This is a genomic window from Scandinavium tedordense (assembly GCF_024764965.1).
In the GTDB taxonomy this organism is placed as follows: domain Bacteria; phylum Pseudomonadota; class Gammaproteobacteria; order Enterobacterales; family Enterobacteriaceae; genus Scandinavium; species Scandinavium tedordense.
The window spans coordinates 39,831-54,597 of the sequence record NZ_JALIGG010000054.1 but is presented as its reverse complement, the minus strand read 5'-3'; the positions used below and the strand labels follow the sequence as shown (position 1 = coordinate 54,597).

At 53.0% G+C, this 14,767-nt stretch carries 14 protein-coding genes; 8 read left to right on the top strand and 6 right to left on the bottom strand.

Going from position 1 to position 14,767, the window contains the following annotated elements; translation table 11 throughout:
- Nucleotides 1-57: 57 nt before the first annotated feature.
- From galS to MUU46_RS09260, 5 genes are all read left to right on the top strand, one after another.
- Nucleotides 58-1,083: an HTH-type transcriptional regulator GalS gene (gene galS / locus MUU46_RS09280; RefSeq protein ID WP_159752895.1), complete on the top strand. Its 1,026-nt coding sequence runs from the start codon at nt 58-60 to the stop codon at nt 1,081-1,083.
- A 283-nt stretch (nt 1,084-1,366) separates the two neighbouring features.
- Nucleotides 1,367-2,365: a galactose/glucose ABC transporter substrate-binding protein MglB gene (mglB, locus tag MUU46_RS09275; protein ID WP_159752897.1), complete on the top strand. Its 999-nt coding sequence runs from the start codon at nt 1,367-1,369 to the stop codon at nt 2,363-2,365.
- Nucleotides 2,366-2,464: 99 nt separating this feature from the next.
- Entirely contained in the window at nt 2,465-3,985 is a 1,521-nt protein-coding gene (mglA, locus tag MUU46_RS09270; protein ID WP_159752899.1) for a galactose/methyl galactoside ABC transporter ATP-binding protein MglA, read from the top strand.
- Between the two features lie 15 nt (nt 3,986-4,000).
- Nucleotides 4,001-5,011, top strand: coding sequence for a galactose/methyl galactoside ABC transporter permease MglC (gene mglC / locus MUU46_RS09265; RefSeq protein ID WP_110509419.1), 1,011 nt, complete (start codon nt 4,001-4,003; stop codon nt 5,009-5,011).
- A gap of 326 nt (nt 5,012-5,337) precedes the next feature.
- Nucleotides 5,338-6,633: a GGDEF domain-containing protein gene (locus tag MUU46_RS09260; protein ID WP_258965537.1), complete on the top strand. Its 1,296-nt coding sequence runs from the start codon at nt 5,338-5,340 to the stop codon at nt 6,631-6,633.
- Between the two features lie 32 nt (nt 6,634-6,665).
- Here MUU46_RS09260 and sanA read toward each other — a convergent pair whose 3' ends face one another.
- The 4 genes from sanA to MUU46_RS09240 all read right to left on the bottom strand — a co-directional run bounded on the left by sanA (nt 6,666) and on the right by MUU46_RS09240 (nt 9,612).
- The gene (gene sanA, locus MUU46_RS09255) at nt 6,666-7,385 is read right to left on the bottom strand and encodes an outer membrane permeability protein SanA (protein WP_159752903.1); all 720 of its coding nucleotides are present in this window, start codon (nt 7,383-7,385) and stop codon (nt 6,666-6,668) included.
- A 123-nt stretch (nt 7,386-7,508) separates the two neighbouring features.
- Nucleotides 7,509-8,393, bottom strand: a complete 885-nt coding sequence (cdd, locus tag MUU46_RS09250) for a cytidine deaminase (protein WP_159752905.1) — start codon at nt 8,391-8,393, stop codon at nt 7,509-7,511.
- A 125-nt stretch (nt 8,394-8,518) separates the two neighbouring features.
- The gene (locus tag MUU46_RS09245) at nt 8,519-9,214 is read right to left on the bottom strand and encodes a CidB/LrgB family autolysis modulator (protein WP_159752907.1); all 696 of its coding nucleotides are present in this window, start codon (nt 9,212-9,214) and stop codon (nt 8,519-8,521) included.
- Nucleotides 9,211-9,612: a CidA/LrgA family protein gene (locus tag MUU46_RS09240; RefSeq protein ID WP_159752908.1), complete on the bottom strand. Its 402-nt coding sequence runs from the start codon at nt 9,610-9,612 to the stop codon at nt 9,211-9,213. Before MUU46_RS09240 ends, MUU46_RS09245 begins: the two co-directional genes overlap by 4 nt.
- Before the next feature lie 222 nt (nt 9,613-9,834).
- Here MUU46_RS09240 and dusC point away from each other — a divergent pair, with 222 nt between their 5' ends.
- On the top strand, nt 9,835-10,782 hold the full coding sequence (gene dusC, locus MUU46_RS09235) for a tRNA dihydrouridine(16) synthase DusC (protein ID WP_159752910.1): 948 nt from the start codon (nt 9,835-9,837) through the stop codon (nt 10,780-10,782).
- A 1-nt stretch (nt 10,783) separates the two neighbouring features.
- Here the strand turns inward: dusC and MUU46_RS09230 are convergent, their stop codons facing one another.
- The gene (locus MUU46_RS09230) at nt 10,784-11,518 is read right to left on the bottom strand and encodes a class I SAM-dependent methyltransferase (RefSeq protein WP_258965377.1); all 735 of its coding nucleotides are present in this window, start codon (nt 11,516-11,518) and stop codon (nt 10,784-10,786) included.
- A gap of 250 nt (nt 11,519-11,768) precedes the next feature.
- On the opposite strand from MUU46_RS09230, the gene mdtQ reads away from it, so the two are divergent.
- Nucleotides 11,769-13,202, top strand: coding sequence for a multidrug resistance outer membrane protein MdtQ (mdtQ, locus tag MUU46_RS09225; RefSeq protein WP_159752914.1), 1,434 nt, complete (start codon nt 11,769-11,771; stop codon nt 13,200-13,202).
- Between the two features lie 57 nt (nt 13,203-13,259).
- Nucleotides 13,260-14,033 carry an SDR family oxidoreductase gene (locus MUU46_RS09220; protein ID WP_258965376.1) on the top strand — a complete coding sequence of 258 codons (774 nt, stop codon included), beginning with the start codon at nt 13,260-13,262 and terminating at the stop codon, nt 14,031-14,033.
- Nucleotides 14,034-14,058: 25 nt separating this feature from the next.
- Here MUU46_RS09220 and MUU46_RS09215 read toward each other — a convergent pair whose 3' ends face one another.
- Nucleotides 14,059-14,643 carry a DedA family protein gene (locus tag MUU46_RS09215; protein ID WP_159752918.1) on the bottom strand — a complete coding sequence of 195 codons (585 nt, stop codon included), beginning with the start codon at nt 14,641-14,643 and terminating at the stop codon, nt 14,059-14,061.
- Between the last annotated feature and the right edge of the window lie 124 nt (nt 14,644-14,767).

Genomic DNA, 14,767 nt, shown 5'->3' with positions numbered 1-14,767 from the left:
CTTGCTCAACACAGGGGGTGACTGTGAGTTGCTGCCAATTTCAACAGGACGATGGTTATGATCACCATTCGTGATGTGGCCCGCCATGCGGGTGTTTCCGTCGCGACCATTTCCCGCGTGCTGAATAACAGCCCGCTTGTCAGTCCTGAAACCCGGGAAATCGTAATGAAAGCCGTCTCGGCGCTGGGGTATCGACCCAACGCCAACGCGCAGGCATTAGCGACCCAAGTCAGCGACACCATCGGCGTGGTGGTGATGGACGTGTCGGATGCGTTTTTCGGGGCGCTGGTAAAGGCCGTCGATACCGTTGCTCAGCAGTTTCAGAAAAACGTGCTGATCGGCAACAGCTATCACGAAGCGGAAAAGGAACGTAACGCCATTGAGGTACTCATTCGCCAGCGCTGCAATGCGTTAATTGTGCATTCCAAAGCATTGAGCGACGCAGAAATCAGCGAGTTCCTCGAGCATACCCCCGGTATGGTGATGATTAACCGCATTGTGCCTGGCTATGAACATCGCTGCGTTGGGCTGGATAACGTCAGTGGCGCAATGATGGCGACGCGAATGCTGCTTAATCAAGGGCATACCCGCGTGGGTTATCTGGCCTCCAGTCATGGCATTGAAGATAACCAGATGCGTCAGGAAGGCTGGCTGCGCGCGATGAGCGAGCAGGGCATTGTTGCGCCGGAATCCTGGATTGGCACCGGCTCACCGGATTTGCAGGGTGGCGAAGCGGCGATGGTCGAGCTGTTGGGGCGCAATCAGGGCCTGACGGCGGTGTTTGCCTACAACGACAACATGGCGGCCGGGGCGCTGACGACGCTGAAGGATAACGGTATTGCGGTGCCGCAGCATTTGTCGCTCATTGGTTTTGACGATATTCCGATTGCCCGCTACACCGACCCGCAGCTGACGACGGTGCGATACCCGATTGTGTCGATGGCAAAACTGGCGACGGAACTGGCATTAATGGGCGCGGCGGGGAAGCTTGATCCTCTGGCAACTCACTGTTTTATGCCGACCTTAGTGCGTCGCCATTCGGTGGGATTGAAGCAATCTGTGGGGTCGATCACTAACTTATAAAGTGCCGTGATGTAACCGCTTTCAATTTGTGAGTAAATTCACAGTATCTTAACATTCGCCTGTCTATGATGTCAGCGCTTGTAAGGCTGAAACACTATGTAACGGTGATTAATCACTTTTAGTAGTGCAATAAAGTGCTAAGCAATTAATTAAACGCACGTTGGAGCGTTACCGAACACGGAAGATGGTTTTTGGATTAATTTTACTTCGGCGGTCAGTAACAATTCATTAACGTTGTGCCTGCCGACATAAGCTACCCTGCATAAAAATAACCGGAGATACCATGAATAAGAAGGTGTTAACCCTGTCCGCTGTGATGTCTTGCATGTTGTTCGGTGCCGCTGCTCATGCAGCTGATACCCGTATCGGCGTAACCATCTATAAATATGACGATAACTTTATGTCTATGGTGCGCAAAGCGATTGAGAAAGACGGCAAAGCAGCGCCAGACGTTCAGCTGCTGATGAACGACTCGCAGAATGATCAGTCAAAACAGAACGACCAGATCGACGTACTGCTGGCGAAAGGCGTGAAAGCGCTGGCCATCAACCTCGTTGACCCGGCTGCGGCAGGCACCGTAATCGAAAAAGCACGTGGTCAGAACGTGCCGGTGGTGTTCTTCAACAAAGAGCCGTCCCGCAAAGCGCTGGATAGCTATGACAAAGCCTTCTACGTCGGTACTGACTCTAAAGAGTCTGGCGTGATTCAGGGCGATCTGATCGCTAAACACTGGGCGGCTAACCCAACTTGGGACCTGAATAAAGATGGTCAGGTTCAGTTCGTGCTGCTGAAAGGCGAGCCGGGTCACCCGGATGCTGAAGCGCGTACTACCTACGTTATCAAAGAGCTGAACGCGAAGGGCCTGAAAACCCAGCAGCTGCAGCTGGATACCGCAATGTGGGATACCGCTCAGGCGAAAGACAAAATGGACGCATGGCTGTCCGGTCCTAACGCTAACAAAATCGAAGTGGTTATCGCCAACAACGATGCGATGGCAATGGGCGCAGTCGAAGCTCTGAAAGCACACAACAAATCCAGCATTCCTGTGTTTGGTGTGGATGCGCTGCCAGAAGCGCTGGCGCTGGTGAAATCCGGTGCAATGGTCGGTACCGTGCTGAACGATGCAAACAACCAGGCGAAAGCGACCTTCGATCTGGCGAAAAACCTGGCTGACGGCAAAGAAGCCGCTGCGGGTACCAACTGGAAAATCGAGAACAAAGTGGTTCGCGTTCCTTACGTTGGCGTCGATAAAGACAACCTGGCTCAGTTTATCGGTAAGTAATATCTCGGACGCGCTTGCCGCGCCAGTTATAGAAACAATGAAACATCTCCCGTGCTGGATGGTCAGCACGGGAAAACATCCGCGCAGCCAGGGTTAACTATGGTCAGCAATAAAACAGAATCGTCAGGTGAAATCTTGTTGGAAATGAGCAATATCAACAAGTCATTTCCTGGCGTCAAAGCGCTCGATAATGTTAATTTAAAAGTCCGTCCTCATTCCATTCACGCATTAATGGGAGAGAACGGCGCTGGCAAATCGACATTATTAAAATGTTTATTTGGGATCTACCAAAAAGATTCCGGTAGTATTATTTTTCAGGGAAAAGAGATTGACTTCCACTCGGCTAAAGAAGCACTTGAAAATGGTGTTTCGATGGTGCACCAGGAATTGAACCTGGTTCTCCAGCGCTCGGTGACGGACAATATGTGGTTGGGACGCTACCCGACCAAAGGTGTATTTGTCGACCAGGACAAAATGTATCGCGATACCAAAGCGATATTCGATGAACTGGATATTGATATTGACCCTAACGCTCGCGTGGGAACATTATCTGTATCGCAAATGCAGATGATCGAAATTGCGAAAGCGTTTTCGTATGACGCCAAAATTGTCATTATGGATGAGCCGACATCTTCCTTAACGGAAAAAGAAGTCAATCATCTGTTTACAATTATCCGTAAACTGAAAGATCGTGGCTGCGGTATTGTTTATATCTCGCATAAAATGGAAGAAATTTTCCAGCTGTGCGATGAGATCACCATCCTGCGTGACGGACAGTGGATTGCCACTCAGCCGCTGGAAGGGCTGGATATGGACAAAATCATCTCCATGATGGTGGGCCGTTCACTGAACCAGCGCTTCCCGGATAAATACAACACACCGGGTGAAACGATCCTTGAGGTGCGTAACCTCACCTCGCTGCGCCAGCCGTCAATTCGTGACATTTCCTTTGATCTGCGTAAAGGGGAAATCCTTGGTATCGCAGGTCTGGTCGGGGCGAAGCGTACCGATATCGTGGAAACGCTGTTTGGTATCCGCGAAAAATCAGGCGGCACGATTACCCTGCACGGTAAGAAAATTAATAACCATAGCGCGAATGAAGCCATTAACCACGGTTTCGCGCTGGTGACTGAAGAGCGTCGTTCGACAGGGATTTACGCGTACCTGGATATCGGTTTTAACTCACTGATTTCCAACATTAAAAATTACCGCGGCAAAGTGGGCCTGCTGGATAACTCCCGCATGAAGAGCGACACCCAATGGGTAATCGACTCCATGCGTGTCAAAACCCCTGGGCACCGGACGCAAATCGGTTCGCTTTCCGGTGGTAACCAGCAAAAGGTCATTATTGGACGCTGGTTATTAACGCAGCCGGAAATTTTAATGCTGGATGAACCAACGCGCGGAATTGACGTTGGCGCTAAGTTTGAAATTTATCAGTTGATTGCGGAGCTTGCGAAAAAAGAGAAAGGGATAATTATCATCTCTTCTGAAATGCCTGAGCTGCTGGGTATTACTGACCGTATTCTGGTAATGAGTAACGGGATGGTTGCCGGCATTGTTGACACTAAAACGACTACGCAGAACGAAATATTACGTCTTGCGTCTTTGCACCTTTAAGATCAGGGGCTCCTCATGAGTGCGTTAAATAAAAAAAGCTTTCTCACTTATCTGAAAGAAGGCGGTATTTACGTTGTTCTTTTGGTATTACTGGCCATCATTATTTTCCAGGACCCCACGTTCTTAAGTCTGCTGAACTTAAGTAACATCCTGACTCAGTCATCTGTTCGTATTATTATTGCCCTCGGTGTCGCGGGGCTGATTGTAACTCAGGGTACTGACCTTTCTGCTGGTCGTCAGGTGGGTCTGGCGGCGGTAATCGCGGCAACGCTGTTGCAGTCTGTTGATAACGCCAACAAGGTGTTCCCGGATTTGGCTACGTTGCCGATTCCAGTGGTGCTGCTGATTGTCTGTGCCATCGGTGCGGTGATTGGCCTGGTGAACGGGATTATCATCGCTTACCTGAACGTAACGCCGTTTATCACGACGTTGGGTACGATGATCATCGTGTACGGTATCAACTCCCTGTACTACGATTTCGTCGGCGCGTCGCCGGTGTCGGGCTTTGACTCGCACTTCTCGACGTTTACTCAAGGGTTTATCGCGCTGGGGACATTCAGACTCTCGTACATCACTTTCTACGCGTTAATTGCGACGTTGTTTGTTTGGGTGCTGTGGAACAAAACCCGCTTTGGTAAAAACATTTTCGCCATCGGCGGTAACCCTGACGCAGCACGCGTATCCGGCGTTAACGTGGCCCTTAACCTGCTGATGATTTACGCGCTGTCCGGTGTGTTCTACGCCTTCGGCGGGATGCTGGAAGCGGGCCGTATCGGCTCGGCAACCAACAACCTCGGCTTCATGTATGAGCTGGATGCGATTGCCGCCTGCGTGGTCGGCGGGGTGTCATTCAGCGGCGGCGTCGGGACGGTTATTGGGGTGGTGACCGGTGTTATCATCTTTACCGTCATCAACTATGGTTTGACCTATATCGGTGTTAACCCGTACTGGCAGTATATTATCAAGGGCGGCATCATTATCTTTGCTGTGGCGCTTGATTCACTGAAGTATGCCCGTAAGAAGTAATCTTTCGTGTAGCAGCGATAAAAACCCGCCGTGAGAACGGCGGGTTTTTTCGTTTATCACCTTGGTGATAAACGTCCGTGTAAATTTAAACAAATTATTCCTCCGATTGTTATTTCACCTTTGGCAGAATTTGTCCTCAAATGCCTTTTCTGATCGTGGCTTTCCACTCGGGAATATCCCGCCTTAAGCAATCGTATTTCCTGCCGGTGACAAGAAAACTGCCACGTCTGTGTGATATCAACATTGAGTAATTCATGAGCTATAGTGAAAAAATTGTAAAAGAATGGATGGAGTTTTCATGTGTTCTTCCGGAACCGGTTTTGGTGATGTTAACCACGATCGCGGAAGAAAAAGCAGGTGTATTGGCCGATGAGTTTTACCGCATTATGCTCACCGATACCCATGCTAGCGTGTATATCAGTTCTGACGTCGTGCACTCTCGCCTTCGCAACTCAATGAAAAAGTGGATTATTAACACGCTGACCCTGAAAGGGGATGCGCTCCTGGGGTTCGCCGCGCATCAGTATGAGATTGGCAATATCCACTCACGCGTGGGTATTCCAGCAAGCCTGGTGCTGAAAGGCATGCGGATTATTACTCAGGAAATGCTGACCTATATTCAGTCGCTGTCGTTTGAGCCGCAAATCAGCGTGCTGATGCAGAAATATGTTTCGGTATCGATTCAGATTGCCAGCGAACTGATGACTTATGCTTATGAAAACTATCAGCTCAACGAAGCGAAGAACGAAGAGTCTTACCGCATATCCAACCTGATTGATAATCCTGAACTCGAAAAAGGCAAACAGCAGGCGGCGTTGTTTAACTGGGAAAACGGGCTGATGTACGCCCTGGTATCGCGCACCAGCAATATCCAGTCTTACCTGTTAAACGACTCGGAGTTTGGCCTGTGGTTTCGTCACAAATGTGGCCAGCATTTTGGCAATCAGCCGGAAATTTCCAAAATTGGAATGCTGATTGAAGAGATCGACGGCATGCTGCAAAAAACCGCCAATACCGAAGGCAGTGCGCTGGAGTATATTCAGTCGTTATTAAGCGATATCCGCGCGAAAACAATGATTATCAATAACTTATTTACGTCGCTATTTGAAGATGCAACGCGTCTGGAAAACGGCAAAGATACGCTAACTAAGCTGCTCAACCGCCGCTTTATGTCCACCATTCTCAAGCACGAAGTGAAGCTGGTGATGGAGAACGGGCGTAATTTGTCGGTGGTGATGCTGGATATCGATCACTTCAAAAAGATCAACGACACCTGGGGCCACTCTGCGGGCGACGACGTATTACGTCATCTCGCCACGATCCTCACCGATAACACCCGCGCCAGTGACTACGTGTTCCGCTACGGTGGGGAAGAGTTCATGATTGTGTATCTGGAATACAGCAAACAGCAGACTCTTAATTTTGTTGAGTCTATCCGTGAGAAGATTTTCAGCACGCCGTGTGAGATGCCTGACGGCTATAAGCTGCAGCTGAGCGCCTCGTTTGGTGTTAGCCACTTTCGCGGACACCCGGACTATCAAAAACTGGTGGATGAAGCGGACAAAGCATTATACGAAGCAAAAAACACTGGCCGTAACAAGGTCGTGGAGTTTACAGCGTAACCTGCCTTTACCTGCCGCCGGTTCCCCGGCGGTCAGCGTTTATTCCCTGTCTGTAATTCCAGGAGCTGATCCGGCGTCACCGCCGGGTAGCCCTGCGCATCTTCCGGCACTTCATGCTGCGCCGGAATTGGCACCAGCGGCCCAAGGAAACGCGGCTCGCGCTTGAACAAATAGAGATCGGCTAACGCGCCAAAACGGGCGCCAAATTCGCGCCCGCGCACGCTCCACATATTTTTCGGCGACGGCACGGCATAGCACTGCGCCTGAATCCCCATATGCAGGGCGATAAACAGCGCGCGCTCGCAGTGGAAACGCTGCGTGATGATGATGAAGTCGTTGGTGTCGAACACTTTGCGGGTGCGGACAATGGAGTCCAGCGTGCGGAAGCCTGCGTAATCCAGCACGATATCCGCCGGATCGACACCTGCAGCAATTAAATCTTTGCGCATCGTTCGCGGTTCGTTGTAGCTCTGCAACGCATTGTCACCGCTCAGCAGCAGGTAATTCACCTTGCCGCTATTGTAGGCGTTCAGCGCGCCCTGAATGCGATAGCGGTAATACTGATTGATAACCCCGGTACGGTAATACTTGGCGGTTCCCAGCACCACACCGACCTGGCGATAGGGCAGGTCCTGAAGTTCATCGTAGATGTAAGGGGCAGTTTTCCAGCTCATCCAGCGGTCGAGCCCCAATGCGGTCAACAGCAGCAGGCCTGACAGGACTAACAGGCTGTATAACGCGCGCTTTAACATGGACTTGACTCAGTGGTGGAAGAAGATTTACTCAGGCTACTGTACCCGCGTGTCAATCGCAAGAAACAGTAGTTTAATTGGGGGGATTTTCAACAGAGCGGGCGTTTTGCCCGCTCTGTGATATCAGGCCAGCAGCGTGCGGTCGATATTCTGACAGCCCAGCGCTTTCAGGGTGGCGACGGTGGCATCCCACTGAATCAACGGCGCATCGGCGCGTTCGGCCAGTATTGCCCGCTGAATGTCTGGATAATCGTAACCGTTCAGGCTCAGCAGATTCAATGCACCCTGTAATGGCGGCAGTGTCGGGTTGAATGCGGCGTTCTCGGCATAGCTGCCGGAGAAAATCGTGCCGTCGTGCAGTTCCAGCGCCACGCCGGACGGGGACTTGCTGTATGGCGCATGACAACGGTTGGCAGCCTGGATCGCGGCCTGGGTCAGCGCATCGCCATCCAGCGGATAACCGTGGTCCTGAGCATCCATCAGCAGGGTTTTGATATCCAAATCTTTCGGGCCAAACGCGTCCGGGAGATAGTCTTTCAGGGTGTGCGGTTCGCGTCCTGGTAGATTGATTTGCAGTTCAAGTCCGCTGTTCAGTTCGTTCATAAACTGACGGCAGTGGCCGCACGGTGTGTAGTTCACGGTAATGGCTTTCAGCGCTTTTTCACCGCGAAGCCAGGCGTGGCTGATGGCGCTTTGTTCCGCGTGAACGGTTTGCTGCATGGTGGCGCCGATAAATTCCATATTGCCGCCGAAATACCAGGTACCGCTCACGCCGCGGGCGATAGCGCCAACGTTGAAGTGGGAAAGGTCAGCCCGGGCGCAGGCAGCCGCCAGTGGCAGCAGCGCGAAAGCCAGCGCGTCTTCGTCCAGTCTCGTGGCTGATTTCAGCCCAGAGACCTGCTCAGCGCTCAGCATGGCAGGGAAATGCACATCAGCGAGCACCGGAGCGAGGGCTGACTGCAGTTCCGCACTGAGTTGCGGGAAAGCAGATTGAAAACGTGGATGCATGGCAATTGCCTCATTACAGGTTAAGGGATGACAGTGTACGGACCTGTTAACGGCTAATGTGTGATTTAGATCTTATTTTTTATGCAACCAATGAAAATCGAATGAAAATTGTGTGATGTGTCGCGTTAACCGACCACCGCTAAAATCACCGGAAACAAGAATGGGGCGATAAGTGATGTCATTATCCCGCAAATCACTAACGCCAGCGAACTGAATGCACCTTCCTGATAATCAAGCTCAGCACAACGTGAGGTCCCTAAGGCGTGTGAAGCGGTGCCCATTGCCAGGCCCCGGGCAGCTTTGGTGTTGATACGCATAATATTTAACAACGTATGCCCAAATACTGCCCCGAGAATACCGACAAAAATGACACACACAGCGCTGATCGCGGGGATCCCGCCGATACTGCTACTGACCGCCATTGCAATCGGCGTGGTGACAGATTTGGGTAATACTGACGCGGCGATTTGCGGTGTGGCCCCCATCAACAACGCGACCGAGGTCCCGGTTATCATCGCCACGACACTGCCAATAAAGCAGATGGTAATAATGGATTTCCAGCGCGCACGTATCTGATGCAGCTGTTCATACAGCGGGAACGCCAACGCGACAACAGCAGGTTGCAGCAGGTCGTTGAGCACTTTACTGCCCTGGAAATAGTGGTCATACGGTGTACCAGTGAGCAGCAGAACCGGGATAATCACCACCATTGCGACCAGCAATGGATTGAGCAGCGGGATTTTAAAACGCGCGGCGAGTCTGCGAGCGGTAAAATACACAATGAGCGTTAACGGTAAAGACCACCAGATATAATGCATCATTTGTTTTCCGCTCCTTTCTGACCGACAACTTTACGCTCGCCGTGTACGATATGGGAACTCCAGCTGACCACGACTAATATCACCAGCGTACTGACCGCACAGGACACGACGACCGGGCCAAACTGTGCGCGCAGCAAATCAAAATATTGCATCACGCCCACGCCAATCGGCACAAACAGCAGCGCCATATAGCGGATGAGAACGTAGCAGCCGGGATTCACCCATTTTGCCGGGAGAATTTGTAGCGTCAGCAGCACGAACAGAATAAGCATCCCGATAATGCTGCCAGGAATAGTAATGGGTAGCAGCGACGCGATAAAAATACCCGCATACAGGCAGGCGTAAATCAGTACGAAAGCGCGCAGATATTGCCAGATGATGTTCAGTGTTTTGCTCATGGTCATCGCCCTTGAAGAAACGCATTCATCATACAATTAAACCCTAAAATGTGCCACCGGTCACATCATGATTTATGAGCATACAAAATATTCCCTTTTGGCACCCTGGGCAAAGCGCTAAAAAGCGCAAGAAATCTATGGCATACAGTGTAGTTGAAATGGCGCTTCAAACCGCGAGGTAACAACGCTACCATAGCGCTCCATTTTTCTCTGGATACTGATATGCGTGTTCTGCTGGCGCCGATGGAAGGCGTACTTGATTCGCTGGTTCGTGGGTTGCTGACTGAGGTCAACGACTACGATCTGTGCATCACCGAATTTCTGCGGGTGGTGGATCAGCTGCTGCCTGCAAAATCCTTCCACCGTCTGTGCCCGGAGCTGCTGAATAACAGCCGGACCGATTCCGGCACGCTGGTGCGCGTCCAGCTGCTGGGCCAGCATCCACAATGGCTGGCGGAGAACGCTGCCCGCGCCGTGGAACTCGGTTCATGGGGCGTGGATCTTAACTGTGGCTGTCCATCGAAAGTGGTGAATGGCAGCGGCGGCGGGGCGACGCTGTTAAAAGACCCTGATCTCATTTTTCGCGGCGCAAAAGCGATGCGTGAAGCCGTGCCCGCCCACTTACCGGTAACGGTGAAAGTACGCCTCGGATGGGACAGCAGCGACCGTCAGTTTGAGATTGCCGATGCCGTTCAACAGGCGGGCGCGACGGAACTGGTTGTACACGGTCGCACCAAAGACGACGGTTACAAAGCTGACCGCATTAACTGGCAGGCGATTGCCGACATCCGCAGCCGGTTGTCGATTCCGGTTATCGCCAACGGCGAAATCTGGGACTGGCAAAGCGCGCAGGAGTGCATGGCGACCACTGGCTGTGATTCGGTCATGATAGGCCGCGGAGCGCTAAACATTCCTAATCTGAGCCGAGTGGTGAAATTCAACGCACCGCGCATGCCGTGGCTGGAAGTGACGGAACTGCTGCGCAAATACAGCCGTCTGGAAAAGCAGGGCGATACCGGGCTGTACCATGTGGCGCGCATTAAACAGTGGCTCGGCTACCTGCGAAAAGAGTATGACGAGGCCACCACGCTGTTCACCACCATCCGCACCTTGCAGGATTCGAATTCCATCGCTGACGCCATTGAGAAATACGCCCAGCATCAACGCTGAATCAGCCCGGTTTCCGCGCACTCAACAGAAATAGCATCGGACGCTCTTTCTCTTCTGCAAACCCCGGGTTCGCCTTAACCTGCTCCGCGCTCGGGCCCCATTCATCGAGGTGTTCAATCGCAAAGCCCGAGGCAATCAGCGCGTTTATCCACGTGGCCAGTTTGCGGTGCTGCTTCTTCACGCCATCGGCAAACCAGTTACTGATGCGTTCGCCTTCCTGCTGATAATGATTCACCGGCCAGGATTTCTGTCCGTCGTTATCGACGAACCAACCCTGCTGTAGCGCCGCCGTGTAAATCGGGTGCTCGGCGGAAAACACCAGCCGTCCGCCCGGTTTCAGCGCCTGAAACAGCGTGGCGAACAGTCCGTCGATATCACGCAAATAGTGCAGGGCCAGCGAGCTGTAGGCTAAATCGAGGCTCTCAGCAGGCAGCGACAGCGTTTCGAGGTCAGCGCGCTGATAGTGGATCTGCGGCGCAGCGGTCATTTCTCTGGCGCGATTGAGCATCATTTCTGATACGTCAACGCCCAGTACGTAGGCCGCGCCGTGCTCCTGCGCCCAACGGCAAAACCAACCGTAGCCGCAGCCTAAATCGATAATCTGTTTGCCCTGCATGGTTGGCAGCAAGGCCTGCAGCGTCGGCCATTCGGGTGCGCCATCCAGTCCTTTAACCGAGCGGTCGAGGGTGGCGTAACCGGCAAAAAACTGCGGGTTGTCGTAAATATTCTGAGTCATAGACCCTCCCTGAGGTGATTGTTATACGGCCCACCGAAACCCTTCAGTGCGACCGGGTGAGTATAAACCTTCTCTCGTCAGGCGTTGTCAATTCAGACCGCTTTTTATGGGCTAAGATTCTGGAGTCAGTGTGGAGATCAATGTCCGGATATGTCTGGCTATTGCTTTTTAGAGGTTGACACGCTTTCCTAAACATCAATCTGCATTTTTATAATAAAATGCGCGTCCTTTCCGAAAACAGAATAACGATATGAAACGTACTGCTCTTGTTGCAGCAATGCTCAGTTTGCCGCTGTCTGCTGTATTGTCCGGTTGCGCGCCGTCTCACGACACGGGTGCTCCTGTTAAACAGCAATTACCTGCTTCTCATGTTGATAACACCCTTCCGGTGGCCCTGCAAAATGGCTGGCCGCAGAGTTCGTGGTGGGAGGATTATCGCGATCCTCAGCTCAACAACCTGATCAACAGCGCATTAAGCAATGCGCCTGATATGCAGGTGGCGCAGCAGCGCATCAAACTGGCAGAAGCACAGGCGCAGATGGCGCAATCCCAGCTCGGCCCGGAAGTGGATTTCGGCGCTGACGTTGAGCGTCAACAAATGTCTGCTGAAGGTCTGATGGGGCCGTTTGCGACTCACGAAGGCGGTGGCCCGTGGTACACCAACGGCACGCTGGGCCTGACCGCAGGCTGGGATCTCGACCTGTGGGGCAAAAACCGCGCCCTGGTACAGTCACGTATCGGGATGGTCAAAGCCCGCTCCGCAGAGCTGGCGCAAACCCGCCAGGTGCTGGCGAGCAGCGTAGCGCGTCTTTACTGGCAATGGCAGACCGAAGCGGGCATCAAGCAGGTACTCGAGCAGGTTAAGCAGGAACAGAGCAGCATTATCTCCGTTGATAAAGCGCTCTATTCCCGCGGCATCACCTCCTCCGTGGAAGGGGCGGAGAACGACATCAGCGTCAGCAAAACCGATCAGCAGCTGACTGAAGTCGCCGGTAACATGAAGGAAATCGAAGCCCGTCTGATGGCGCTGACCAACAGCCAGAGCAGTGCACTGTCGCTGCATCAGGTTGCACTTCCGACGGTGAAAACTCAGATGCCTGCATCGCTCGGCTACGACCTGCTGGCGCGTCGTCCTGACCTCCAGGAAGCGAACTGGTATATACAGTCTTCGATGAGCGAAGTGGATGCGGCGAAAGCGGCGTTCTATCCGGACATCAACCTGATGGGCTTCCTGCAGCAGGATGCGTTGCACCTGAGCGACCTGTTCAAGCATTCGGCGAACCAGATGGGCATCACCGCCGGTCTGACGCTGCCGATTTTCGACAGTGGTCGCCTGAATGCGAACCTTGATATCGCCGATGCGCAGCGTGATTTGTCAGTTGCCAACTACAACAAAGCGGTGGTGGATGCGGTCAATCAGGTCGCGAAAACCGCCAGCCAGCTGGAAACGCTGATGGAGAAAAACCAACAGCAACAGCAGGTGCTAAAAGACTCTGACCGCGTAGTGCAGCAGGCGCAGGCGCGACTGTCGGCCGGGATCCTGTCTGGCTCTCAGGTTAGCATGGCGAAACTGCCTTCCTTGCAGGAGCAAATCGGTTCGCTGCGCCTTCAGGGCCAGTGGGTTGATGCCAGCATTCAACTGACCTCCGCGCTGGGTGGCGGCTACCACTACACCGGAAAATAATCCCCCGCAGTGTGACTTTCCTATACTTACCTCCTGGGCTAACGCCAGGAGGTTCTCATGACAACAAAAGTAGCGGTCGTCACCGCATCGGATTCCGGGATTGGTAAACAGTGTGCGCTGCAACTGGCACGCAAAGGTTTCACGCTCGGTGTGACGTGGCACTCTGATGAACAGGGCGCCCGTCAAACCGTGCAGGAACTCAACGCTCTGGGCTGCCAGGCTCAGGCCATTCAACTCGATTTAAGCCATCTTCCTCAGGGCGCGCAGGCGCTGGAGACCCTCATTCAACGGCTGGGCCGCATTGATGTGCTGGTGAACAACGCAGGGCGAATGACCAAATCTTCGGTACTGGAAGTGACGCTGGACGACTGGCGGGAAACCTTCTGCGTAGACGTCGAAGGCGCATTGCTGTGTTCGCAGATTGCGGCCCGTCACATGATTAAGCAGGGTGAAGGTGGGCGGATCATTAACATCACTTCCGTACACGAGCACACACCGTTGCCGCAGGCCAGCGCCTACACCGCCGCCAAACATGCCCTCGGCGGGCTGACCAAATCGCTGGCGCTCGAGCTGGTGGATCACAATATTCTGGTCAACGCCGTTGCGCCAGGGGCCATCGCTACGGCGATGAATAATTTGAAGGATGATGACGTGCAGCCCGGTTCACTGCCCAATGTACCAATGGCAAGGCCGGGGAAAACGGAGGAGATCGCCGGGCTGGTGGCGTGGCTGTGCTCAGACGATGCGTCGTACGTGACCGGGCAATCGATGATTGTCGACGGTGGATTTATGCTGGTGAATCCGCAGTACCTGACGCAAAAACAGGGCTAAGGAGAACGGCGCAGCGAACTGCGCCTTACTCTTTGTCGCCTGATTGCGCATCTTTGTGGTCGCGGTAAGAAAACCACAGGCGCACCGCAATGACCGCGATCACGATGATAATCAGCCATGCCCAGTGCTTAATATGCTGATCCAAATGATGTAACCATGGGCCGATCACTTCCCCGCCGAGATAGCCTAACGTGGTGAACAGCACCGCCCACACTACTGCGCCAAAGATATTGAGCGGCAGGAAGATTTTCGGCGGCAGACGGCTGGCACCAATTAACACCGGGCCAATCACCCGAAAGCCGTACATAAAACGGCTGCCAATAACGAACAGCCACGGACGATTCTGAATCAGCCTCTGTGCCTTCTGGATTTTCTTTTGATGGCGGGAAAAGCGTTTAAGCAGGCGGCCACCGAAATGGCGTCCGAGAAGGTACAGCACCTGATCGCCAATCATCCCGCCGAGCGCCACCGATGCCACCACCAACCAGAAGCGCAACAGACCCTGGTGTGCGGCGACGCCGCCGATCAGCGTGACGGTTTCCCCTTCGGCTAACGCCCCAACAACCAGCGCGGCGTAGCCATATTGGCTAATCAGATTATTGATATCCATACGGGTTTTATTGTCTCCCTCAGCGCCGAATTCCTTTAAGCATACACCCCTGAATGACAATCGCCAGGCACGGGCGCTCTGCCGTGGCGCTCTTTTTGGGTTGTGCAAAATATAATCGCCAGTC